The following is a 23,944-nucleotide window of genomic DNA, read 5'->3' on the forward strand; positions in this document are numbered from 1 at the left end:
TTTGTGGGTTATGGCGCGGGTTGATTGTATTATTGGCGTATCGCGGTTTACACTCTGACAGTAATGCGCGATAGGTCATTGATTTGGAGTTGCAGATGTCAAAGTTGTTGATTAATAAGTTGTCTGGATTGTACTTAGGAACTCATCTTCAAGAAATGTCCGGTGTTGCTACGGGGATTGATGGTAAGCAAGCGGCTCAACAACTGTTAGTGCATATCGACCATGTTGAAGGGGACGCGCAGGCCGATCCAAAACACCATGGCGGCCTTGATCGCGTGCTACATCATTTCCCCCGCGAGCACTACGGCCAATATCGTCGTTGGGACTTAATCACCCAGCTCGAAGATGCGCCCAGCATGGGAGAGAACATTAGCACAGTTGGACTGAACGAAACTCAAGTCAATATTGGCGATATCTTGCAAATTGGCGCAGTAAAAGTGCAAGTGACTCAGCCGCGTTCACCTTGTTTTAAATTGAATCTGCAATTTGGCCACAGAGAATTCGCCCTCGCTATGCAGCAAAGCCAATTATGTGGTTGGTTTTATAGAATCTTAACCCCAGGGATTATTCAGTTAAACGATAGGATTGAATTAGTTGAGCGTCGTACTGATATCAGTGTTGCCGAGGCCATGTCACTCTATTTCTCGCCAACGTTTAATGCCAGTGCCTATGATCGTTTAGCTTCCTGCGAGGGATTAGCGCTGAGTTGGGTTAATAGCCTACAACGCCGCTTAGCATTACAGACAGTAGAAGATTGGCAAATGCGTTTATATGGGCCGAGTGGAAAATAAGGCTTTATATTCAAAATGATAAAACAGGGATGACCTATGATTGAACCCGTTACAAAAAGTGATAAAGATTTTGGCTTACTGGTATACGCCTCAAGTTTTATTGGATACTTAGTGCCGTTGGGCTCTATTCTTGGTCCTTTGATCATTTGGCTGATGAAGCGTGAAGAGTCCGCATTTGTCGATCAATGTGGCCGTAGTTGTTTGAACTTTAAATTGAGCCTGTTGATTTATGTGATCATCAGTGCCGTATTAGCTTTGGTCGGAATAGGTTTCATTTTATTGATCTTACTGGGTATATTCGATCTGGTGTGTACTGTGCTGGCGATTATTAAGGCCAGCGAAGGTAAAGTGTATCGCTATCCATTAACGATTAAATTTATTGCTATGGATTAATTGCCTCTGCGAGTTAAAGAAAAACGCCTTAGATGGAAACATCTAAGGCGTTTTTTATGGCGTAAGTTTTAAGGTTTTACACCTTAAACTTGGCCACTAAGGTATCTAAGCGGTGTGACAGTTGATTCAAGGCTAAACTCGCCTGTGCCGCCGCTTGTGCAGTATTGGCAGTACGTTGAGTAATGTCATTGATTTCAGTGACGTTACGGTTGATGTCCTCCACAACTGTGGATTGTTCTTCCGTTGCCGCAGCAACTTGAATGTTCATGTCGCTGATAAGACCAATGCGATCGCTAATGCCAATTAACGATTTGCTGGCTTCATCGACGGCCACAACGCCTTCGTGGGAGCGGGTACGACTCTGGGCCATCGCATTAACCGCGCGGCTGGCTTCCGATTGCAGCTTGTCGATCATGCCTTGCACTTCATTAGTCGATGCTGCTGTGCGTGAGGCTAAGTTACGCACTTCATCGGCTACGACAGCAAATCCGCGTCCAGCTTCGCCGGCACGTGCTGCTTCAATGGCCGCGTTAAGTGCTAACAAGTTAGTCTGCTCAGAGATAGCGCGGATCACATCTAAAATACCACCGATGGATTTAGTGTGGGTCGCGAGGGACTCAATCACTTCACCCACTTGGCCAACGTCTTTTGACAATTGGTTAATGGTATCGCGGGCACGGGTTACCACAACTTGGCCGCTGCTGGCTTCAGTATCTGCATCTCTCGCGGCAACCGCAGCTTGGGCGGCATTACTGGCAATTTCGTTAACCGTCGCGCCCATTTCATTAATGGCCGTTACCACCATCATAGTGCGATCTTTCTGCTCGTGGCTGTCTTCTAAGGTTTGCTGTGCCTGATTCGACACATCCTTAGCCGAGAAACCGAGCTGTTCGCTGGTTTGTGCCACTTCGATGACCGAATCTTGGATCTTACTGATAAAGCTGTTAAATCCTTTAGCGAGCTGTGCAATTTCATCCTCACCATTGACTGGTAGACGTTGGCGTAAGTCACCTTCACCTTCGCCTATGTCGTGGAACATGGCGGCAACTTGGGCGATTGGACGACTCACTGAACCTGCCACCACGATGGCGAGTACAATAAAGCCCGCTGCAATGATTAGCGTCCAGATTAAGATCTGATAAGCCGCTTCGGTTAATAGTGCGAACACTTCGGCCTCTGGCACCTGTGCGACTAAGTACCAATCCATAGATGCGATATAACTACTGGCAACCAGCATGTTTTCGCCATTGATTTTGGTATTGATCAGATTGAAATCACTGCGGTTTAATAATGAGCTTGAACTCGCATCCTTGTATAAGTTGCTTAGGCTGCTCTTACCAATTTGGCTCGTATCTGGGTGGAGTTTCACCTCACCTTTAGCATCCACTAAGTAGACTAAACCGGTTTCTTCAATCTTAAACGAGCTCAGCAAACGCACCATGTCATCGAGTGATTTAGCGAGCCCGACTAAGCCGCGACCATTGGGTTGTTGGTAGTTAATGAAGAGTTTGACTTCGCCGTTGGCCTCAGTAAATACGTTCAACATACGTTCTTGGCCACTGTCTCGGTAACCAAAAAACCAGCCATCCTGCGCAGGAGTGAGCACGCGCAGAAAACCATCCTGAGTGTAGTAGGCGGCAGTTTGTCTATCTGCGTAGGAAGCTTGCGCTAGCTTATACTGACGAGTGATGTCTTTGAGTTGGGCTACGACTTGGGGTTCTTGGGCCTGTGGTCTACCGTCTTCGAGCCATTGCAGTAACATGCGGCTACTGGCCAATTGCTCTGCAGCATTCATTAAAGTGGAAATGTCGAGATCGATCTTATTGCGAATTTGCATCATTAAGCTCGGTAATTCCGAACCTAACATCCTTTGTTGTACGACATTTTTCGCGCTACGTTGGCTTAATACGCCGACGAGTATGGTCGACAACAGTACTGCAAATGTCACTGTTAACAGAATTTTCTGCTTAATGGTGAGGTTATTAAATATCATAAATATCAATATGCCTGTGTTGGACTATTTTGAGTTATCGGTCAACGCACTCTTGTACGGTAAAAGATTATCGGACAGAAATGTTAAAAGTTAACCTTAGTCTAGGCCGGTTGCCGAATAAAACAGCGTATAGAACACTTATTTGGCCTAACCTGTTGGTCTTGCTGTAGATCTAATTATGTAGAGTATAGATGGAAATGAGATGGTGATTGAAAACGAACTCTTTTTTGTGTGGCAATTGTGGCCAATGTCGCGAGTAAGGGCAAGCAAAAAAAGTGAACTATTCGTGTAAAAGGTGAAAAAAAGGCGCTCCATTGAGCGCCATTATTTACATTTATCATCCAAATGTTACATATTGGGGTAGTTTGGACCACCACCGCCTTCCGGTGTAACCCAAGTGATGTTTTGGCTCGGATCTTTAATGTCGCAGGTTTTGCAATGAATGCAGTTTTGCGCATTGATTACAAACTTGGGTTGACCCGCCTCTTCGACGATTTCATACACGCCTGCTGGGCAGTAACGCTGTGCTGGCTCATTAAACTGAGTCAAGTTAATGCCCAGTGGAATGCTGCTGTCCTTGAGACGTAAATGGCAGGGCTGATCTTCCTCATGATAAGTGCTCGATAGATACACTGAGGACAGTTTATCGAAGCTAAGCTTGCCATCGGGTTTTGGATAATCAATCTTGCTGTAAGCGCTCACAGGTGCCATTTGCGCATAGTCTGGGTGCTCATCACGCAGTGTGATAGGGAACTTTCCGCCAAACCAGTTTTGATCTATATAGTTGAATGCGCCGCCTAAATAGGTACCAAATTTGTGCATCGCTGGACCAAAGTTGCGGGATTTATGCAATTCTTCGTATAGCCAGCTTTCTTCAAGGTGGGTTTGGTAACAGTCGAGATCTTTACCGCCTTCAACCCCAGCCATCATGGCTTTACCTAAGGTTTCTGCTGCAACAATTCCGCTCTTCATCGCAGTGTGAGTGCCTTTGATTTTCGCAAAGTTCAACGTACCCGCGTTGCAGCCTATGATAAGACCGCCAGGAAAACTCATCTTAGGTAGCGAGTTTAAGCCGCCTTTAGTAATCGCGCGGGCGCCATAACTAAGGCGTTCGCCACCCGTTAAATACTTAGCAATCACAGGGTGGGTTTTATAGCGCTGGAATTCGTCAAATGGGCTCAGATGCGGATTTTTGTAGTTCAAATCAATAATAAGGCCGACCGCAATTTGATTATCTTCCATGTGATAAAGGAAGCCGCCACCCGATGCGCCCTCGGTTAATGGCCAGCCACCTGTGTGAACGACTTTGCCTTGTTCGTGTTGCTCGGCGGGGACTTTCCAAATTTCTTTGAAGCCTAAACCGTAATGCTGTGGTGTTTTACCATTATCTAAATGGTATTTTTCGATAAGTTGCTTGCCTAAGTGGCCGCGGCAACCTTCGGAGAAAACGGTATATTTAGCGTGCAACTCCATGCCTGGCATAAAGCTGTCTTTGGGTTCGCCATCGGCACCCACTCCCATATCACCAATCAAAATACCTTTAACGCTGTTATCGGCGTTAAATAGCAGTTCACTGGCGGCAAAGCCGGGGAATATTTCGACACCGAGTTCTTCTGCGCGATTGGCAAGCCAGCGGGACAGATTACCGACGCTGATAATAAAATTGCCGTCGTTGTGCATGGTTTTTGGCACAAAAGCATTAGGCATGACTCTGCCGTCGGTGGCTGAGCTGAGTAGGTAGATTTCGTCGTGGGTGACAGCGGTTTTTATTGGGGCATCTTTTTCGCGCCAGTCGCTGAATAGCTCGTCTAGCACTTTTGTCTCGAACACTGCGCCTGACAGAATATGCGCGCCCACTTCTGAGCCTTTTTCTACCACACAGACGGTAATTTCTTTACCTGAATCCTGTGATATTTGCATTAATCGACATGCCGTGGCCAAGCCAGCTGGACCAGCACCGACGATAACAACATCGAATTCCATTGATTCGCGTTCCATCAGTTCACCTCTTCCTTCACGTTTCCCCGATTTTTATCGAGTGTTGTAGTTTGTAAACGGGCGTTTTATTGCTTGCACCACCTTACCTGAAAATAAGATAAGGTCACAGTGGATTAAGCTGCTGTTTAGTCTAATTCAATACAAATCTTTAGGTGAGGACTGTCACAGATTATTCACGCTAGCGTGATCTAGGTTAATAAATACCTGTTTAGGGGTATAGCTAGTGAGTACTTTCGGCCTATAATCACCGACGACGGTTCTCCGAGCTTGCCTGCCTAAGTCGAAAGATATGGAGGTGTAGCCGTGGTAATAATGCCACCGGGGTGGGATAAGAAATGCTCTCACCTCCCACACTTGGAAAGGTGATCATGTCTCAATTACAAGACAGCTTTGGTCGAAAATTTCACTATTTACGGATGTCAGTCACTGACGTTTGTAACTTCAAATGCAGTTACTGCCTCCCTGATGGTTATCATCCTGAAGGTAAACCAAAATTCTTATCTCTCAATGAGATAGAAAACTTAGTCTCCGCATTTAGCCACGTCGGCACCCAAAAAATTCGCATTACAGGCGGTGAACCTACCCTGCGTAAAGACTTTACCGACATCATTCGTGTCGTCGCCGATAACCCGCGCATTCATACTATTGCGACGACCACTAATGGATATCGACTCGAAAAGCATGCCAAAGAATGGTTCGATGCTGGCTTGCGTCGTATCAATGTGTCCGTGGATAGTTTAGATCCCAAAATGTTTTACCAGATCACCGGCGAAAATAAGTTTGATGAAGTGATGCGGGGGATTGATGCCGCCTTGTCAGCAGGTTTCGAGCGAGTAAAAATCAACGCCGTACTGCTTAAAGGCTTAAACGATAAAGATTTGCCACGTTTTTTACACTGGATTAAACACACGCCAATCGACCTGCGTTTTATCGAGCTGATGGAAACGGGTCTTGGTCGTGAGTATTTTGAAGCACATCACCTAGCGGGCGCCGACATCAAAGCACAGTTACTGGCAGATGGCTGGCAATTAGATACGCCAAGTGCCTCCGATGGTCCAGCCCAAAATTTCAGCCGCAGCGATTATCAGGGCCGTATCGGCTTGATCATGCCCTATGCCAATAATTTTTGTGCTACCTGTAACCGTTTACGGGTATCTGCTAAGGGTAAATTGCACTTGTGCCTCTTTACGGAATCCGGTGTCGATTTACGTGATCTGCTACAGCATTCTAACCAGCAAGCGGAATTAATTGAGCGTCTGCACGGTCAATTAGCCCAGAAGAAAGAAACCCATTACTTGCATCAAGGCATCACAGGTGTCACTCAGCATCTTGCCTCTATTGGCGGCTAGACCTGATTTTAGGTCTGTTGCCATAGCCAATTTAGCGCGAGTATAAGCTCAATTTCCCTTGTACCCTGTTTTGACCTCAATTAAAGGATCGCTCCGATGAGCAATGTATTTACCCATATTAATGCCGATGGCAATGCCCATATGGTCGATGTAACTGAAAAAGCCGTTACCGAGCGCGAAGCCCGTGCAGAAGCTTTTATCGAGATGGCGAGCACGACACTCGAGATGATCATGAGTGGTAGCCACCACAAGGGTGATGTGTTTGCGACCGCGCGTATTGCGGGCATTCAAGCCGCGAAAAAAACCTCAGACCTTATCCCTCTCTGCCATCCGCTGATGCTAACGAAAGTTGAAGTCGATTTAGAGGCACAACCTGAACATAACCGCGTGCGTATTACTAGCCTGTGCAAGTTATCCGGCAAAACGGGCGTAGAGATGGAAGCGTTAACAGCAGCTTCAGTGGCGGCGTTAACTATCTATGACATGTGCAAGGCCGTGCAAAAAGATATGGTGATCTCCCAAGTCCGTCTGTTGGAAAAGCGTGGCGGCAAGTCGGGACACTTTAAGGTTTAGCGGATCAAAAACGAGATAAGACTATGATTAACGTGTTGTTTTTTGCTCAAGTTCGAGAATTATTGGGCACAGCTAAATTAAGTCTAGAGGCGAGCGAGCAGACTCAAACTGCCGAAGCGTTACGGGCAACGCTGGCGGCAACCGACGACAAATGGGCTAAAGTATTAACCTCTGACAAATTGCTGGTGGCGGTAAATCAGACCATTAGTCAATGGGATACGCCTGTAAACGATGGTGATGAAGTCGCCTTTTTCCCACCGGTTACAGGAGGTTAATATGCGTTTATTACCCGCAGTTCGAGTGCAAGAGGTCGATTTTAGTGTTTCTGAAGAATATCGTCAGCTAGCTCAAGATGATAGCGATGGTGCCGTAGTCACTTTTGTCGGCAAAGTGCGTGATTTTAACGATGGCGCCGCGGTGACAGACCTAACCTTAGAGCACTATCCTGGCATGACCGAAGCCGTGCTAGAACAAATCGTTGCCGAGGCGCGTAGCCGCTGGCCGCTCAATAAAGTGACGGTTATTCACCGTGTCGGTACTATGGCTCTGGGTGAGCAGATTGTGTTTATCGGCGTAACCAGCGCCCATCGCAAGGCCGCTTTTGCTGCTTGTGAATTCTTAATCGACTTTTTAAAAACCAAAGCGCCATTCTGGAAATTAGAAGCGGGCGAGCAAGGTAAAAGTTGGGTTGAAGCGAAAGATGCCGATGAACAAGCGGCTAAGCTATGGCAACACAAAGACTAGTCGCGTGGCAGAGATACTCGTAGTCGCAACGCAGCTTGCCAGTTTAAGTCCCGCGCGAATATTGCACTAAGGTGACCCAATGCAGAGTTTGACCCGTTTCTTCCATACCTGTGTTTTTGCATTACTCTGGTGCTTGGCGGTCGCGCCATCTAGCAGCCGAGCGGCTGATAATACAGCGATTCCCGCAATTGCCGCTGCCTCAGATTTACGTTTTGCCCTCGATGATATTAGCCAAAAATTTACCAATGAAACTGGGCTAAAAGTAAAAATATCCTATGGGTCATCGGGCAATTTTGCTACTCAAATCCAAAATGGTGCGCCCTATGAATTATTTTTATCTGCGGATGAAAAATATATTCAGCAATTGTATAGTGCTGGCGTTACCCGCGATGTCGGCGTTCTTTATGCCCAAGGGCAACTCGCTATTGTTGTACCGAAAACCGGTCGTTTGTCCGTTGATCCTGAACTTAAGGGGTTAGCCGAAGCACTCGCTGCAGGAAAAATTACCCGTTTTGCTATTGCTAATCCTGATCACGCTCCCTATGGCGAAAAGGCCAAAGAAGCATTGCAGTTTGTGCAGTTGTGGGATGCGATTCAACCTAAATTGATCCTTGGGGAAAATGTGTCCCAAGCAGGGCAGTTTGCGATTAGTGGTTCAACCCAGGGCGGGATTATTGCGCTCTCTTTAGCTATGTCTCCTACTTTTGCCAAACATAGCGATTACGCCATAGTGCCAGCAAAAATGCATAGTCCACTGTTTCAGCGTATGGCATTAATGGCCAAGGCGGGTGAAACTGCTCAGCATTTTTACGATTATTTAAGAGCCGATAGTGCTTGTCGTGTTTTGGCCGATTATGGTTTTTCATTGCCAGAGCAACCATGATGGATTGGCAGGCACTTTGGTTATCGGTCAAGCTGAGTGGCATCACAGTTTTAGTGTTGATTCCTCTAGCTATATTGGCTGGACGGGCATTAGCCTATCGTCAATTTGTCGGCAAATCTTGGGTCGAGGCGCTGATCATGGTGCCCTTAGTATTACCGCCAACTGTGATTGGTTATTACTTGCTGGTGGGGCTTGGCAGTCAAAGTTGGCTCGGACAATGGATTGAGCAAGTCATGGGTCAGCAACTCGTGTTTCACTTTTCTGGTCTGGTTATCGCCTCCGTTTTAGTCAATATTCCCTTCGCTGTGCAGCCGATACAACGCGCCTTTGAAACTGTACCTAATGATGTTCGCGACGCAGCGGCTTGTTGCGGTATGAGTCGACTTAAAATTCTACTTAAAATTGAATTGCCTATGGTGTGGCCGGGTGTGCTAACGGCATTAGTTCTGTGCTTCTCCCATGTGCTTGGGGAGTTTGGCGTTGTGCTGATGATGGGAGGTAATATTGCTGGCGAGACTAAGACGATTTCGATTGCAATTTATGACAGTGTGCAATCATTCGATTTTAATGCCGCTGGCACTATGTCATTAGTCTTATTGCTGTTTGCCGTGACGGCGTTAGCACTAACAACCAGTCTATCGCGGCGTTTAGGAGGTCAGCGTGGCGCAAATCATCGCTGATCTGCAGTGTCAGATCCAAAATCATAAACACATTAAACTCAACGCCGATTTTCGCTGTAAAGCGGGTGAAGTACTTGCTGTGGTAGGGCCGTCTGGCGGTGGAAAAACCACGCTGCTACGGATGATCGCTGGGTTAAATCATCCCGATACGGGACAAATCCACTTTGGCGATCGGCCTTGGTTTGATGATAAAGCGCGTATCGCCTTAAGCCCGCAGCAACGCCATATCGGTTATATGCCGCAGCATTTTGGCTTATTTCCGAATCTCACTGCCTTAGAAAACGTAGTCGCTGGACTTGACCATATCCCCAAATCGGAGCGCATACCGCGCGCGAAAGATTGGCTCGAACGGGTCAATCTACAGGGATTACCCGATAGATTACCGGCGCATTTATCGGGCGGCCAGCGCCAGCGCGTTGCGCTTGCCAGAGCGCTTGCCCGTGAACCGTCGGTTTTGTTGCTGGATGAGCCTTTTTCTGCGGTGGACAGGGAAACCCGTGAGCGATTATACCTTGAGCTTGCGCGCCTCAAAGAGCTGTTACTCTGCCCAGTGATTATGGTCACCCACGACTTAAATGAAGCCTTACTGCTGGCTGATTCGATGATTTTGATCAGCCAAGGCAAGATGCTACAGCAAGGTGCACCTTTCGAGGTATTGTCGCGGCCACGAAATGAAGCTGTGGCTAGGCAGATGGGGCTAAGAAATATTTTTGATGGTGAAGTGGTATTTCAAGACAGCACTAAAAATCTCACTTGGCTTAAATTTGGTGAGCAGCTTATTGCTTGTGACTATGGCAAAGAGCGCCCTGTGGGAAGTCGAGTCCGTTGGGTTATCCCCAATCAAGGTATTCGTTTTAATTCGATTTCCAAAGGGCGTTTATGCCGCAGTTTTAATAAATTAGATGTCACGATCGACGCTATGCTGGTGATGGGCGAATCCGTTCGGCTTATCTGCTACGTCACTGGCACCCCATTACAACTTAACACCGAAGTCTCGCTGCATTTTGCCCAAAAGCTTGCTCTTACTAAGGGGATGCAAACTACGGTGGCACTCAAATCCGAACAAATTCATATTTTGGAATAGCTTAGTCCACCATGATAACTCTGAGTAAACCAGCCACCATTTAGGTGCGATTTCGCATTATCGCATCTAGCTCAGTTATCAATTGGGCTATTGTCGTTTGAAATTGAGCCAATTCCGCTTCAGCATTATTATTTCCCTGTTGCCTCATTTTTTCTTCGAGTATCCAAGCGTGCTCTGCTATTGATGTGAGCCCTAACATACTGATAGTTCCTGCACATCTATGGATCTTATCCGCAAGTTGAGGTGTTTTAAGTTGAATATCCTGAAGTGAGGTTTCGAGCTCAGTTTTAAACATTAATAGCATTTTGCTTAATGTCTCTTCCCGACCAAAGGCATCCTCTAATATTTTTATATCGATAAGTGCTGGTTTTGCAGACGGTAGCCATTTCAAAAGCATTTCATACAGCTCATCTAAGTGCAGTGGTTTTGCCAGTAAGTCATCCATCCCAACTGCGATGCACCTTTGCTTCTGCTCATTTAGCACGTTGGCCGTGAGTGCGATGATGGGAATATGTTGCCCCTCGATTTCCTGCGATCTCACTTGTTGGCAAAAAGTGTAGCCATCCATCACTGGCATGCGGCAATCGCATAACACTAAGTCATATTGAGTCTTTTGCATGAGGGCGAGCGCTTGGGCACCGTTATCTGCAATATCACATGTTAGGCGTAACTGTTTCAGCTGTCGCTGCACCAATATCTGATTAAGTTGATGATCTTCAACTAATAATATTTTGCATTCTGGCCAGTTAAACTTAAATTGAATATCCCTTTGCGGGGTTGAGACGATAGTATCAATCCACCCCATGTTGATGTAACAAACATCCTTCACAGCTTGCGATGTTAAGGGGTTAGCATTCAATAAACATTGCTCATTTTGATATCTATAACCCAGTGCTTCATTAAAGTGAGTGCAGAGTATGTGTTGCCGATCATCCGAAGCATTATCAGTAAACAACAGGTCTGCATTGGCTTTATTCTCTGTTAATACAATGCCTAATGAAGCTAAATGCCAAGATAAAGTGTGACGTAGTTTTATATCGCCGATGGCGATATATGCTTTTAATCCCTGTAATTGCTCATCAAATTCATTCTGAGCCACCACAGGTAAGCGAATGCGTAAACCAATAAATGTGCCTAAATGAGGGGCGCTATTCAGGATGATGTCGCCGCCCATCATTTCGGCGAGTGTATGGCTAATGGCAAGGCCCAAACCTGCACCACCATAGCTACGTGTTGTCGAGACGTCAGCTTGCTCAAAAATATTGAATATTCGCGCTTGAGTCTCAGTGTTCATGCCGATACCCGTATCTTGTACGCCAATGAGCAGTAATTGTTGACCTTCTTGTTCGGCTTCAAGCTTGACTGAGACTTCAATAAACCCGCGTTCAGTGAATTTAATGGCGTTATTTACCCAGTTGAATAGGATTTGCTTTATGCGAAGACTGTCTCCTGTTACCCGTGCTGCTACGCCTTGGTCAACGTGTAAGTAGAGGCTTAAGCCTTTAGTGCGTAAATCATTCATGACCATATTAAGCGTACTATCGAGAACTTCACGCAATAGTATTGGTGTCGATTCTAGACGCATTTTTCCCATGTCTATTTTAGAAAAATCGAGAATATTATTAATGATTTGGAGGATTTCTTCCGCGCCATTACTAATGATTTGCACCATTTGTTTTTGTTCTATGCCAAGAGGGGTAAAGCTGAGTTGCTCTGCCATACCCACGAGTCCATTCATGGGCGTGCGGATCTCATGGCTCATGGCTGCGAGAAATTCAGCTTTTCTTTTAGTGGCTTGCTCGGCGTTTTCTTTTGCGATGGCTAGAGCATTTTCGACGATGCGCCGTTTATTGATTTCTTGCCTGAGTTTTAAATAGGCTATGGTTAAGCCGCCAATGAAAAGCAGTAAACCTATCGCAATCGGCAGTAGTGTTTTGAGTAAGGTGTGCCAAGAGATGCCTTCGCTGTAATTTACGGCTAGCCAAGTATTGCGGATCTGCTGTTTTTCTTTCTCACTCATACTGGAGAAAACACGGTTAATTAATGGGATAAGTGGCCAATAAGGTTCACGAACGGCAACAGCGAGTTCATCTTTATAAGGCGTTGGTGCTGCTACTCGTAATTCATCGTCAAATTTGTCGTCGATGAGCATAGTCACAACGGCCAAATTACCTATGTAAGCCGCTGCTTTGCCCTTTGCGACTAAGGTCAGACCTTCGTCAGGATTGGCTGAAACTACAACATCGATATTCGGATAGGCTTTTTTAATGCTTGGCAGCAGTAGATTATCTGTGATGACCACGCGTTGAAAGTTCAGTTCTGACAGCCCCGCGATTCGCGGACTGTTGCGGGCAGTGGCTATAACAATAGGGAAAGACGTAAACACTTCGCTCATGTGCCAGTCTGGATATTGTGCTTTCAATCGTGTTGGAATAATGGCGAGATCAATCTCATGATTAACGAGTGCGCTTTGGATTTCATCCCACGTTCTGGTTTTTTGTGCCGCATAATCAAGCCCTAGTTTTTCTCTGAACTGTTCAAGATAATCAGCAAGTAAACCAACCAAGATGCCTTTATTGTTAACCGAAGAGAATGGCATCCAATGACTTACAAATCCGACTCTGAGTGAAGGTAAACCTGCCAGCCATTCGCGTTCATTGGGTCTAAGTAGAAAATTACTGTGGCCTAAAAAATGAAGATCGCCCATACCTAGCCAAGTCACTTCGAGAGCATTGCGCTCTTCTACACTCAGAGCCATTAAGGCGTTATCGAGTTGTGTTACAAGCAGGCTATTGTTCTTCGTGATCCCTAAATGTAAGTTTTCCATCATCAGGGGGGCTTGGGCAACGATAAGAAGTTCAGGGTGTGCGCTAATGTATTGGTTAGCAACATGAAGATTACCGATATAGGCATCGGTCGTTTTATCAATGACGGAGGAAAGTGCTTGTTCTGTATTAGAAAATGTTACTTCTGTTACGGTTGGATAATGCAATTTGACTAATTTCTCCGTCGAGAATCCTTTTTCAACGGCAATCCGAGCTTGGCCAAATTCACTCACATCGCGAAAAAATCGGCTGTCGTAACGAATAACGACAACAGTGGGGGAGGTGTAGTATGAGCGGCTAAACATAAGGCATTGAGTACGTTCAACAGTACGAAAAGCGTCAAGCAAGACATCGACTTCCCCATTACAACCAGCAGAATAGAGGCTCATCCAATTGGGATAAACCTTCCAGTCAATTTGGTAATTAAGATTTTTGGCGAGCAGTTGTATGAGTTCGACACTAAATCCCGTTGTTATCTGGTCATTAATTTGTTGAAAAGGTCCCCAGCCATTGGCGAGTACGCCTACTCTAATTGTTGTGGTTTTGGGCTGTTCGGCATGAGTGATAAAAGTCATGCATAGCAGGGATAAGCAACTGAAGATGCAAAGAAGTTGGTAACGCAATTTTTGAGTCGCACTCATCTCTATGACCAAAGTGTATTAAGTCTCGAAAAAAACACCGATGCCAAGTAGTATAGATAAGGCATCCATAAGTTCACATTATCACGAGGAGTTATATATGGCTTTTAAGATCATCCTTGCCGACGATCACCCTATTATACTCACTGGCGTGCGTAGTTTGATGGCTGAAATGCAGCCAAGTTGTGACATTGTTGCTGAAGCAAATAATGTTTCCGAATTATGGCGTACATTAGAACAACATGAATGTGACTTATTGATCACAGACTTTAGTATGCCTAATGATGACAATGTCGATGGTATGGCCATGATTAAACAGCTAAGACGAAAATATCCAAATTTACCCATAATAGTATTGACCCAAGTACATAATTTAGGTGTATTACAAGCGCTGTTACAGATTGGAATACAAGGCTTATTATTAAAAAAATCAGTCATTGCCGAATTAGAGAAAACAGTTAAAAAAGTATTATTAGGTTCTGTTTACATTGGCGAAACTGTCCGTGAATTATTAAATGAACAAGGTATTAATCAATATACCATCCCAGTTGAACTTTCACTGAAAGAAATAGAAGTGGTACGTTTACTGGCAAACGGCATGTCAGTGACTCAAGTTGCCAGCTATTTACACCGCAGTGTAAAAACCATAAGTACCCAAAAAACCAATGCGATGCAAAAACTCGGTTTAAAAAGTGACAGTGAATTGTTTCATTATGCACAGCAACAGGGATTATTTTAATGTTAAAATGGAGGGATTTCAGCCTCGAACATAATAGTTACATCCCCTTGGTAAGTGCTTCCTGGATATTTCATCATTTCAGTTAAGTTGGTTTTGTTAATTTCAAACAATAGCTTTCTTGCAACATTGATATATTCCCCATCTGTATTTGTAAAATGGTACTTTGATGTCGATAGCGGCACTGATTTTCCTATACCATTTATATAACTGATTTCTATATTTGTTTTGTGACTGTTTTTAATGTTTTTAAGTTGGCACTGGCCATTGTTTTGATATTGGCAATAACTCAATGAAACATCAAATGGTGCGCTAAACCAAAGCTTAAACGGCAATTCAGCTTTCAAGTTGGTGGGTGTTTTACCGCTGTTAATCCATGGTGCCCAACCTTTGGGTGGTTGCAAGATCACTTTATTGCTACCAGCAGGGAACTCAACCTTAAGTTGATGCGTGACCCTTAAGGTAAATTCTATGGTTACGTTTGAGTCTGAATAGGTTGCATCACCAAAGTCGAGATCTTTATTGCGTCCAAGGCTCAAGGTTAAGCTGCCCTTATAAGTGCCATTTTCCATTTTTAAAGGATCGGGAGGTTGCAGTTTATAACCAATATAAATCCTTTGAAGGGTGACATTCTTTGATGATGTGAATTTCGGGTTAAATTTATTGTTGTAACAAATGCCTCCAGACTGTTGGTTAGCATTTTTTATATCATAAAAATAATCTAAAATACCAATGCTTGCCCATATTTCCAATCTAAGATTGCAATCGCCTTGAACGCTATTCAACCAATATGATCCTGTATTTCCAGCTTCTTTAACTGCATTCGGAGTTTGAGATGCCCCAATTTGTGTTAGTTTGAACTTCATTTTATGTGTTGTGCTGCTCCCTTTTTTTATTAGCTCTACTGTTTTTTCACCAGAAAACTTCTGATAGGTAATAGCATGTTCGAGTTTTTGATCATTCTTTATTAATTTTTCTAATATTTTAGTCTCTACTTTTATTGCTTGTTCTTTGTCTAAAGATGCTGTGCCATTACACCAAAATTCAGGACCTGAGCTGTTTGTTGATACTGAGCAAGGGGTGGTATTAATAAACTTACTACCATTAATATCATAGGGTGCAGGTTTATATTCAGCAGTAACCTGAATGGTGGCGGCCTCTGTTAATGGGCTGAGTAGTAGATATCCCATCAAAACATATAAAGCGTAACGATAATTCACTTGGCTAGGTTCTCTGTTAATGTTTGTTGTGCCCATGTTTGGGTATTACAAGTGATATTGCCTAATAGCAATAGGTTCTGTTCACGTTTCACTCGGTGTAAGTCGAGTTCAAGGTTGCACTCTTGTATACCTTGATACTCCACTTGCAAGCTCGGATGGTGTTCACTCATTTCAACGGCAAAAAAGCCATCGGCCTCACTCAAGCTGCGCCCCGCATGGTTGGCTATGAGCGCGCCTTTAAGCGGCAATCCCTGTTGATTCACTAAGCGGCCAATCACAGTGACAGTCTTCATGACTCTGATTTGTTGGTAACTGACGCCGCCCTTATTGAGGTGGTAATGCAATACGCTCGGTTGGATAACTGAAGGTGTGTCATCAAAGTCCTGTATGGCGAGCTGTACGCTACCACTGCGATAGGCGGTCACTGGCACTAAGTTGCGCCCAGGCTTTAAGGTGACACTGCCACCGTGCTCATCTTCTGCTTGTAAAAGGATGTCTGGGGTATCAGCCATGACATCGATTATCATGCCCGCATCGTGGTTTTGGCTTTGGCCTGAGATGCTGAGTTCACCCTGTTGCCCTAGTGCAACCATACTATCGAGGTTGATACCGCCGGTGATGCCGCTGTTATAGGACGATGACTGTGCATAGGCATCCCCGCTAACAATATTGTTGCTAAAGCGGCTATTGGCGGTTGCGCCAACCCCATAGCTATCCGTGTTTAGTCCCATCCCTATGGTTTCAATGCCACGCCAGTCTAGTTGCTGTTGGTAATCAACATAGGCATGCTGTTCTTGCCCGCCAGAACGTGAAGTTCTGCTGCCTAAGCCACCACCCATTCGACGCGTTTGATCGCCTAAGTTCATACTGAAATAAAGTGCTCCGCCTTGGTCGCGCTGGCCTGAAGTGTTAATGCTGCCGGGACGATCGAACGCATTTAAACTCCAACTCATTTGGCGTCCCCAGAGTTTGCCGTTGTACTGCCAACCTAAGTCAATACCTTGACCTTGCTCGGATTGATGTGACAAATAGGCGGAAATAGAGTGACCTCTTCCTAGGTTATGTTGCAGAGATGCACTCGTCTTTTTGGGATTAGAGTTCGTAATATCACTGCTTTGCGATTGGCTGAGTTGTTGCTGATGGCTAAGTACAAAACTACCTTGCCTGTAGCTATAAACTGCTTGCAAATCAAAATCGCTGCCCTGTTGTTCATTCATCACCCAATTACCAAAAAAGCGCAGTTGTTGGTTCCAGTCCCAATCAGCCGAAATGCTGTAGTGCCAACCTTTATCCATAAATTGAGCTGCAGCGCCAAGGATGATCGCCGGTGTTAATAAGTAGTTTGCGAGTACCCCCGTGCTGAGTCCGCGTCTGCTTTCATCATCCCAATTCGTTATTTCTTGTAACTTTTCTCCAGCAAACAAGTTCACCCGAAAGGGTTCTTCAGTGTTTTGCCATTGAATGGGTTTGTTAATGATTTCTCGACGACGTTCAGTGACTTGGCCATCTTCTAGAATCCGAATTTCAACTTCATATATGCCAGATGGTAATACTTTAGTATCAATGGCTTGTAAGCCTGCGTTAATCTGTTGCGAGTTGATCAATTGCCCATTTTGGTAGATTTCTACCATACCTGCACGATTCGGAGTGACATAAATGGGTGTGGCACTGGCATAGGCTTGATCGACCAATAACTGATTAGAGTCACCCAACATCACCCCCATCACAGCTTGTGAGCTGCCGCTATAAATGATGGGCTGACGAACTAAACCTTGGGCATAAGGGGAGAAATACCCGAGTCGATAGAAGCGTCCTTCGTTTTGACGTTCTGTATACAACTGTTGAATAGCCGAGTTTAGTGCTTGATCGTTATTTTGAGTGACTTCACCTTCAAGCAGTGTGGTCCACTGGCCTAAACTTGCTTGGGCTTGCAAATTATAACGGCCTGCGTAATCGCTCTCATTGGATTGACTCCAATTGAGTTGTTGTCGAAATAGCGCGCCGTAGCTTCCCTGTTCAGGCAAGGCATAGTAGTGCGAGCTTGATGGTTGTTTTTCGATATTGGCCGTTAAAATAGATAATTGAGAGTTCTCCAAATTATATTCAATCGCTAATATGCCGCCCTGACAGCCTTTTGGGCACAAACCCAACTTATGTTTTTGGTTTAATTGCGCTATCCATAATTGTTGCTGACGTTCGTCAAGCTCGCTTTCGCTCACGTCAACGAGTTTTAATAGTTGCACACTGGTATCGAGTCCTAACACTATTTCACCTTCGCCAAGCAATTTATTATCGATGGTGATTCTTACTGTTAATGGGGCATTAAAAAAATGCTCATAAAATCCATCAGGCAAGTCTTGATATTGCTTTAGCAGCTTGAGTGAGTCTGATGGCGTATTATTAGCTAAAGAGCAAGAGCTAAAGATTAGCGTTGCGATCAGAATCGTCAGGATCAAAGATGACAAGTGTGCTGCCTCATATCGAAAAAATGAAAAGCATGAGTCGTTAACTTGAAAATTAATAAAGCTCCCTTTGCGGGAGCTTTTTTGAAATTTAACTTAATAAATCTCTATGGTTTTTTAGGTGGTGTTTCAGATTCGAAAATCATATTGACCATACCTTGGTAGTTACCTGCGACATAGCCGCTTGCTGGGACAGTTGGAATGATCTCTAGTGCAAGGGTTTTACCCGTTTTAGCATTGTCGACATCGACTAATTCTGTCGCAGATGTCTTCAGTTCAATACCGCCCACTTTAACTGTTAGTGCAATATTATCATTGCCACTGGCGATAATGGCTGGGTTTGATAAGTAACCCGTAATAGCACCAATGGTACTTTTCACTTCTAGTTGCTTATTTAATTGATCTAGCTTTTTTGTATGGACGTTATATGCTAACTTTTGCTGGCTGTTGATCCAGTTATCATTGCCTGTTGGTTGCACAAAAAAGTTCTCTGACGGAATTTGTGCAATCACAGTGACTTGATGTTCAATCTTTTCAGCCGCAAATGAGTTCATGGCCACTAATAAGGTTATTGGGGCCGCCTTCCATATTTTCATTACAGTCTCCTTTTAGGGATGCATTAGTTACCAATAACTATGCTTTTGGTTTTATCACCTTCAATCAATTGAAAGTGATAGCTTTCGTTACTATTTTTTACCAGTTGTTTTTTTGAACCGGGTAAGATGTGCAATTTGGTCGCTGTGGAACACTCTTTGGTTTTTTTGTTACATGATTCAAAAAAATCTAAAATAATAGTTGTATTCCCGTTATTTTTTATTTCTGCGTTATTTGTGTCTTCCGTTATTTCAGTCGAGTATTTAGGTTCTTCTGGGGTGATAAATAAAAATGCCCCATAACCTGTTAGTATTTGTATTCCGGCAGTGAGTTCTTCATGCGTTTTTTCAGTTTTTTGCTCATCAAATCCATCATTGTTTTTTGGCTGCACTGGTACAAAGCGAACTCTAAAGTAACGTTCTGTGTCTTTTTTATCTAAGAATAACAATCTCGTTGCTTGTACTCCCTTGGCTGGAATAATTAAGCGAGACGGGCTAGCTATCAAGGCGCGGTTTTCTGTCTCTTGTTCAGGTACTTCATAGGGCAGGCCATTTTCATCATATTTTATTTCGTTAATCGATATTTTAATAAATGCAGTTGAATCGCCCATGTTCATTATTTTTTTCAAATAAGTGGTTTTATTGCTAGGCATATAGTCAAATAAGGTGCCTATGCTTATTTCTGCCGCAGCATAAACTTGAGAGCTATAAAAAATAATACCAAAAAGCGCTAAATATAATCGCATTATTATTGAGTTACCTTGTATTGAGTTGCCTTGATTTCATTTTTGGTTGATGTTGCTGTTAGATTGGAAAAACATTTTAGCTGTATTTTATATGGGTGATTTTTATGCGTTAATAGGAATAGTCCTATAATTAAAGTGCAGTGATTTTTTGTTTTTAGGATTTATCTGATAGAAGCGAGTGCCAATTTAGTTAAAAATAAGTCAGATATATTAATATTCTGTAGGTATCTATGCTGTCAGTTAAGCGTAAAAAAGTGAGTGAAGATATTGCAAGCTGCATTATGTCTGATGTGGTTATGCCTTTTTATCAGCCTATTATCGGGGTTGATAAAACCGTTATAGGATATGAAGCACTTGCACGCCGTTGGGATGCCAAGTGTCATGCATATACAGGTATTGATTTTTTATTGTTAGATAAAAATGCTTCTTTGCATATTGATATATGGATGTTGAGGTCGATTATCAAAGACTTACCTCGATTAGCCGATCAAGGCGTTGGCATACTGTCCATTAATTTAAATCCCATGCCATATAGTGTGACTTATCAAAATTTATTACAAATGCTGTTACTTCAAGCAAAAGTGCTGTGCATCAAAATTTGGTTTGAAGTGTTAGAACACACTTTATTAGACGATAAACAGCATGAATTGATTGAAATGTTACGGGCACGAGGAGCCAGCATCGTACTGGATGATTTTGGCACCCAAGAATGTAATTTCTTACGTATGATGGTATTGCCCTATGATGTCATCAAGTTAGACCGTTCCCTTTTGCTGCAAGCTTGTCGCTCTTCACATTCAATGCGTATGTTGACGAGCTTAGTTGAGTATTTACAGCGATTAGGAATGCAGGTTGTTTGTGAAGGTGTGGAGACTTTGACGCACATTGATGTGGCAACCTTATTGGGATGCGATTATCAACAGGGGTATGCCCATGCTATGCCTGCGCCGATTTCACACTGGGATAGTTAGGACGAATCACGCACTAGCTGCAAATTAACTGAGGCTGTTTATTTCGTTTTTCGCTTACCGAGTAATCCAATCCAAAATGTCCCTTCCAATAGCATGCCTAAGATGATGAACACCAATGCACAGGTGGCGCTGCCATAGGCATAAGCGCTTAATGCTGCTATTAATAACAAGCTTAAGCTTATCCATCGTATGACTGGTTTCATTTTCGCTCCGATTAAAAAATACCGTTACCTGATGCTAAGTTATCTGACTTTAGTCGAGGGCGATTTATTTGCCAATCCCACTTTTTAATGACACAGATAGACTAAAATACCCGCTAAAATTCAATCCTCTTGATTCTAAATGGCGAAATTGAGGGTTATCACTGAAAATGTCATGTTTAAAAATCCTCAGATGATCAAAGCTTAATCTTGTTTCCATCGGTGTTTAAGCTGGTATTAGGTAGACTTTACACATTAGCCACAAAATGATTTAGTGTTTGGCTTATCAGCGATTTAGGTTCTGTTGACGTTGGATTTCAGATCAATTGATGGCCGAACCTGAGTTAACGCTGACACAGTGTGATGCTATATCCAGTGGTAAATTGTGAGGGATTAGCTTGGAATTGCATACAGGCGCAATAGGTCCATCGACTTCTAACTGATTGTCTCATAAGATACAAACTTAGCTGATTTATATGGAGGGGCCATGAGACTATGGTTGCTAGGATTCATGTTGGTATCTGGTGTCGCAACGGCGGCTCAGAGCATGTATTCGATGTTTGCGGGTGGAGACTATGTACCGCCGTTGAGCGTTATGCAGCAGATTGAAAAAGGGTTCTCCGGTGTGATTGCCGAATTTCATATGGAAGAGCAAGAGGGTGAATTAGTCTATCAATTTGAGTTGATTAATCCTTTAGCAAACTCTATAACGCGGTTTGAATATCGTGCCCGTGATGGTAAGTTACTGAAACAAAAGGCGAGTAAAGTAAGCGCCGATGATCTGGGTGAGGTTGAGGCAACGCGTATGATCGCGGCAAAAGATCAAACCTTTTCAGGTCTAATCGTTAAGGCCACTAAAGATCATAAAGCCTTCTTAACCGAAGCAAAGTTAGACCACGACTTAGGTATCAGTTACTTAGAACTTAAGCTGCTAGACGATACGGGTAAGTTTAAGTTGGCCTTTGATGTCGAAAATTTACGACCGTTACCTTTACTCAAGTGGGATTGAAATATCTAAGTCAATCGAGTGCTCACACGAGTGCTTAAGATTGAGGAGCGCAACATACAGATGAAAATACTTTTAGTTGAAGATGATGCGACGACGATTGATTACATCGTCAAAGGATTTCTTGAGCAGGGCCACAATATCGAAACAGCGAGCGATGGTCATCAAGGCCTGTCACTCGCGACGAGTAGTCAGTACGATCTCGTGATCCTCGACCGCATGCTACCTCAGCTCGATGGCTTAAAATTGCTGGCCGCCTTAAGGGCAACGGGTAATCAAACACCAGTGCTGATTTTATCCGCTTTAGCGCACGTTGATGAGCGAGTAAAAGGCTTGCGCGCGGGCGGCGACGACTATATGACTAAGCCGTTTGCTTTCTCCGAGTTATTAGTCCGCGCTGAAAAACTGATGCACCGTGGGCAATCTGTGCCTGTGACAACTGATCTCGTTGTTGGTGGTTTGAAGATGGAGTTACTGACCCGTAATGTCACTTTAGACGGGCAGGAGTTGATGCTACAGCCAAAAGAGTTCCAGTTACTTAAGTATCTGATGGAGCATGCTAATCAAGTTATTAGCCGCACCTTATTGTTCGAAGCAGTGTGGGATTATCACTTCGATCCGCGCACGAACGTCATCGATGTGCATATCGCAAAATTACGCCGTAAATTTGAAGAGTTAGGCCATGGCGAGCTTATCGAAACTGTGAGGGGAGCGGGTTATCGCTTACGACAAAGGCATTAAGCCTTACCAAAGCAGCGCCTGGCGCATCACAATCGTTTTTTCGACCTTAGTGATAGTGATCATCGGGGCGTTGCTATTTGCCCTCTATCGGCAGTTGATTATTGAGCAACAGTATCAAGTAACTCAATATTTAGAGTCAGAGACCCAACGTTATCAGCAACTTGCCCTAACGGTTGATCGCCGTAGTTTTGCCGCTCAAATCCGCGCCGCCGATCCACAAACTGCCCTGATCGCTTGGCGTAATAGCTACGATATGGTCGGTGCCTTGAGCTTTATGCCCGAAGGCATGCCCATGCTGCCGCAAACGCGGGATTTTCCTATCTTAACTGGTGGCCCAGATAAGCTGCATATTCTTACCGGCGGCCTAGTGATGACCCGTTACGGCCCAGTGTTGATTGCGACCCGTACCGATAACTTAGCGACATTAATTGATAAGTTTATCAGTGCCGCTGCAACGGCTGTCATGCTTACCGTAGTGTTGACTTTAGCGCTCGGCTATCTGTTTTCTAAGGCGATTTTACGTCGATTAGTGCAATACAACCGCTTGAGTGAACAGATTGAACGCGGTCACTACGACACCCGCTTACCCTTGAGTTGGCGTCAGGATGAGTTCGATATGTTGGCGCTGCAGTTTAATAATGTGCTGGATATTCTCGAAAATAACCTGATGGCAGTGCGTGGTGCGACCGATAATATCGCCCATGATTTACGTACTCCACTGTCACATATCCGTATTGGTATTGAAGAGTTAGCGAGTAAGCCGAGCAACGAGATTAGCGAAGGTTGCGCCATTTTGACCGAGGAGCTCGATCATTGTTTAGCGACGTTTGATGCCATGTTGTCGCTCACGCGTATCGAAGAAGGTCAGCAGACACTCGATTTGCAGGAGTTAAGCCTAGCGCAACTGTGTACTGACTTATTGGATATGGCCGATGCTGTGGCTGAATCTAACGAGCAAACCTTGAGTTTATCGTTACTGACAGATCATAAGGTTTTTGGTGATAAATACTTATTATTCCAAGCTTTATATAATCTTGTCGATAATGCGATGAAGTATTCTGGCCAAGGTGCGCGGATTGAGATTATTCAGTCAGGCCCACAAATTCAGATCCGTGATAATGGCCCTGGTATTCCAGATGAGAGTAAAGAAAGAGTGTTCGAACGTTTAGTGCGCCTCGACCCTAGCCGTCATTTACAGGGCACTGGTTTAGGATTATCTATGGTCAAAGCGATTCTCTCACGGCACAATGCCAAAATTAATCTTACGGATAATCATCCAGGCTTAGTCGTCACTATTCAGTTTTAAGTCGATGATCCG

Annotated in this window: 22 protein-coding genes and 1 riboswitch; of the genes, 14 read left to right on the forward strand and 8 right to left on the reverse strand. The window is 44.2% G+C overall.

From position 1 onward, the window contains the following. Positions 1-95 precede the first annotated feature (95 nt). Both KO531_RS12445 and KO531_RS12450 read left to right on the forward strand, forming a co-directional pair. On the forward strand, positions 96-791 hold the full coding sequence (locus KO531_RS12445; RefSeq protein ID WP_198572493.1) for an MOSC domain-containing protein: 696 nt from the start codon (positions 96-98) through the stop codon (positions 789-791). Between the two features lie 36 nt (positions 792-827). Further along, the gene (locus tag KO531_RS12450) at positions 828-1,184 is read left to right on the forward strand and encodes a DUF4870 domain-containing protein (RefSeq protein ID WP_173242674.1); all 357 of its coding nucleotides are present in this window, start codon (positions 828-830) and stop codon (positions 1,182-1,184) included. 76 nt (positions 1,185-1,260) lie between these two features. On the opposite strand, the gene KO531_RS12455 is transcribed toward KO531_RS12450, so the two are convergent. Together KO531_RS12455 and KO531_RS12460 are read right to left on the reverse strand one after the other, a co-directional pair. Next, entirely contained in the window at positions 1,261-3,177 is a 1,917-nt protein-coding gene (locus KO531_RS12455; RefSeq protein ID WP_168826417.1) for a methyl-accepting chemotaxis protein, read from the reverse strand. Between the two features lie 348 nt (positions 3,178-3,525). Next, positions 3,526-5,175 carry an electron transfer flavoprotein-ubiquinone oxidoreductase gene (locus tag KO531_RS12460; protein WP_105251081.1) on the reverse strand — a complete coding sequence of 550 codons (1,650 nt, stop codon included), beginning with the start codon at positions 5,173-5,175 and terminating at the stop codon, positions 3,526-3,528. Positions 5,176-5,422: 247 nt separating this feature from the next. Further along, a riboswitch (molybdenum cofactor riboswitch) is annotated at positions 5,423-5,556 on the forward strand. Between KO531_RS12460 and moaA the strand changes: the two genes are divergently transcribed. The 7 genes from moaA (at position 5,544) to KO531_RS12495 (ending at position 10,488) form a co-directional block, all read left to right on the forward strand. After that, the gene (gene moaA / locus KO531_RS12465; protein ID WP_219251322.1) at positions 5,544-6,524 is read left to right on the forward strand and encodes a GTP 3',8-cyclase MoaA; all 981 of its coding nucleotides are present in this window, start codon (positions 5,544-5,546) and stop codon (positions 6,522-6,524) included. It overlaps the preceding riboswitch by 13 nt. Before the next feature lie 96 nt (positions 6,525-6,620). After that, positions 6,621-7,097 carry a cyclic pyranopterin monophosphate synthase MoaC gene (gene moaC, locus KO531_RS12470; protein WP_006079755.1) on the forward strand — a complete coding sequence of 159 codons (477 nt, stop codon included), beginning with the start codon at positions 6,621-6,623 and terminating at the stop codon, positions 7,095-7,097. Between the two features lie 23 nt (positions 7,098-7,120). Further along, a complete protein-coding gene (gene moaD, locus KO531_RS12475; protein WP_006079756.1) occupies positions 7,121-7,372 on the forward strand; it encodes a molybdopterin synthase sulfur carrier subunit in 252 nt (83 codons plus the stop codon). Between the two features lies 1 nt (position 7,373). Beyond that, complete coding sequence (gene moaE, locus KO531_RS12480) at positions 7,374-7,841, forward strand: molybdopterin synthase catalytic subunit MoaE (protein ID WP_131525126.1); 468 nt, start codon at positions 7,374-7,376, stop codon at positions 7,839-7,841. A gap of 79 nt (positions 7,842-7,920) precedes the next feature. After that, the gene (gene modA, locus KO531_RS12485) at positions 7,921-8,724 is read left to right on the forward strand and encodes a molybdate ABC transporter substrate-binding protein (RefSeq protein WP_219251323.1); all 804 of its coding nucleotides are present in this window, start codon (positions 7,921-7,923) and stop codon (positions 8,722-8,724) included. Beyond that, entirely contained in the window at positions 8,724-9,404 is a 681-nt protein-coding gene (modB, locus tag KO531_RS12490) for a molybdate ABC transporter permease subunit (protein WP_105251087.1), read from the forward strand. The genes modA and modB overlap by 1 nt, the downstream gene beginning before the upstream one ends. Beyond that, positions 9,385-10,488 (forward strand): ABC transporter ATP-binding protein, encoded by a 1,104-nt coding sequence (locus tag KO531_RS12495; RefSeq protein ID WP_219251324.1) that lies wholly within the window; start codon positions 9,385-9,387, stop codon positions 10,486-10,488. Before modB ends, KO531_RS12495 begins: the two co-directional genes overlap by 20 nt. A 40-nt stretch (positions 10,489-10,528) precedes the next feature. Here KO531_RS12495 and KO531_RS12500 read toward each other — a convergent pair whose 3' ends face one another. After that, positions 10,529-13,888 carry a transporter substrate-binding domain-containing protein gene (locus KO531_RS12500; protein WP_251068940.1) on the reverse strand — a complete coding sequence of 1,120 codons (3,360 nt, stop codon included), beginning with the start codon at positions 13,886-13,888 and terminating at the stop codon, positions 10,529-10,531. 163 nt (positions 13,889-14,051) lie between these two features. Between KO531_RS12500 and KO531_RS12505 the strand changes: the two genes are divergently transcribed. Next, positions 14,052-14,690 (forward strand): response regulator transcription factor, encoded by a 639-nt coding sequence (locus KO531_RS12505; protein WP_168826430.1) that lies wholly within the window; start codon positions 14,052-14,054, stop codon positions 14,688-14,690. Between the two features lie 2 nt (positions 14,691-14,692). On the opposite strand, the gene KO531_RS12510 is transcribed toward KO531_RS12505, so the two are convergent. From KO531_RS12510 to KO531_RS12525, 4 genes are all read right to left on the reverse strand, one after another. Continuing rightward, on the reverse strand, positions 14,693-15,907 hold the full coding sequence (locus KO531_RS12510) for a hypothetical protein (protein ID WP_219251326.1): 1,215 nt from the start codon (positions 15,905-15,907) through the stop codon (positions 14,693-14,695). After that, complete coding sequence (locus KO531_RS12515; RefSeq protein WP_219251327.1) at positions 15,904-18,372, reverse strand: CS1-pili formation C-terminal domain-containing protein; 2,469 nt, start codon at positions 18,370-18,372, stop codon at positions 15,904-15,906. Before KO531_RS12515 ends, KO531_RS12510 begins: the two co-directional genes overlap by 4 nt. 104 nt (positions 18,373-18,476) lie before the next feature. After that, positions 18,477-18,965, reverse strand: a complete 489-nt coding sequence (locus KO531_RS12520) for a CS1 type fimbrial major subunit (RefSeq protein WP_198572499.1) — start codon at positions 18,963-18,965, stop codon at positions 18,477-18,479. Positions 18,966-18,988: 23 nt separating this feature from the next. Next, entirely contained in the window at positions 18,989-19,708 is a 720-nt protein-coding gene (locus tag KO531_RS12525) for a hypothetical protein (RefSeq protein WP_211085937.1), read from the reverse strand. Between the two features lie 230 nt (positions 19,709-19,938). Between KO531_RS12525 and KO531_RS12530 the strand changes: the two genes are divergently transcribed. Next, the gene (locus KO531_RS12530; protein WP_028759552.1) at positions 19,939-20,679 is read left to right on the forward strand and encodes an EAL domain-containing protein; all 741 of its coding nucleotides are present in this window, start codon (positions 19,939-19,941) and stop codon (positions 20,677-20,679) included. Between the two features lie 38 nt (positions 20,680-20,717). On the opposite strand, the gene KO531_RS12535 is transcribed toward KO531_RS12530, so the two are convergent. After that, positions 20,718-20,882, reverse strand: a complete 165-nt coding sequence (locus KO531_RS12535) for a hypothetical protein (RefSeq protein ID WP_219251328.1) — start codon at positions 20,880-20,882, stop codon at positions 20,718-20,720. Positions 20,883-21,366: 484 nt separating this feature from the next. On the opposite strand from KO531_RS12535, the gene KO531_RS12540 reads away from it, so the two are divergent. The 3 genes from KO531_RS12540 to KO531_RS12550 are packed head-to-tail and all read left to right on the forward strand — an operon-like array spanning position 21,367 to position 23,932. Then, positions 21,367-21,888 carry a hypothetical protein gene (locus tag KO531_RS12540; RefSeq protein WP_113941345.1) on the forward strand — a complete coding sequence of 174 codons (522 nt, stop codon included), beginning with the start codon at positions 21,367-21,369 and terminating at the stop codon, positions 21,886-21,888. Positions 21,889-21,948: 60 nt separating this feature from the next. Beyond that, on the forward strand, positions 21,949-22,626 hold the full coding sequence (locus tag KO531_RS12545; RefSeq protein WP_006079763.1) for a response regulator transcription factor: 678 nt from the start codon (positions 21,949-21,951) through the stop codon (positions 22,624-22,626). A 49-nt stretch (positions 22,627-22,675) separates the two neighbouring features. Next, positions 22,676-23,932, forward strand: a complete 1,257-nt coding sequence (locus KO531_RS12550) for a HAMP domain-containing histidine kinase (protein WP_105251097.1) — start codon at positions 22,676-22,678, stop codon at positions 23,930-23,932. Positions 23,933-23,944 lie beyond the last annotated feature (12 nt).

The sequence above is a fragment of the Shewanella sp. NKUCC06_TVS genome, assembly GCF_019345515.1.
Classification (GTDB): domain Bacteria; phylum Pseudomonadota; class Gammaproteobacteria; order Enterobacterales; family Shewanellaceae; genus Shewanella; species Shewanella oncorhynchi.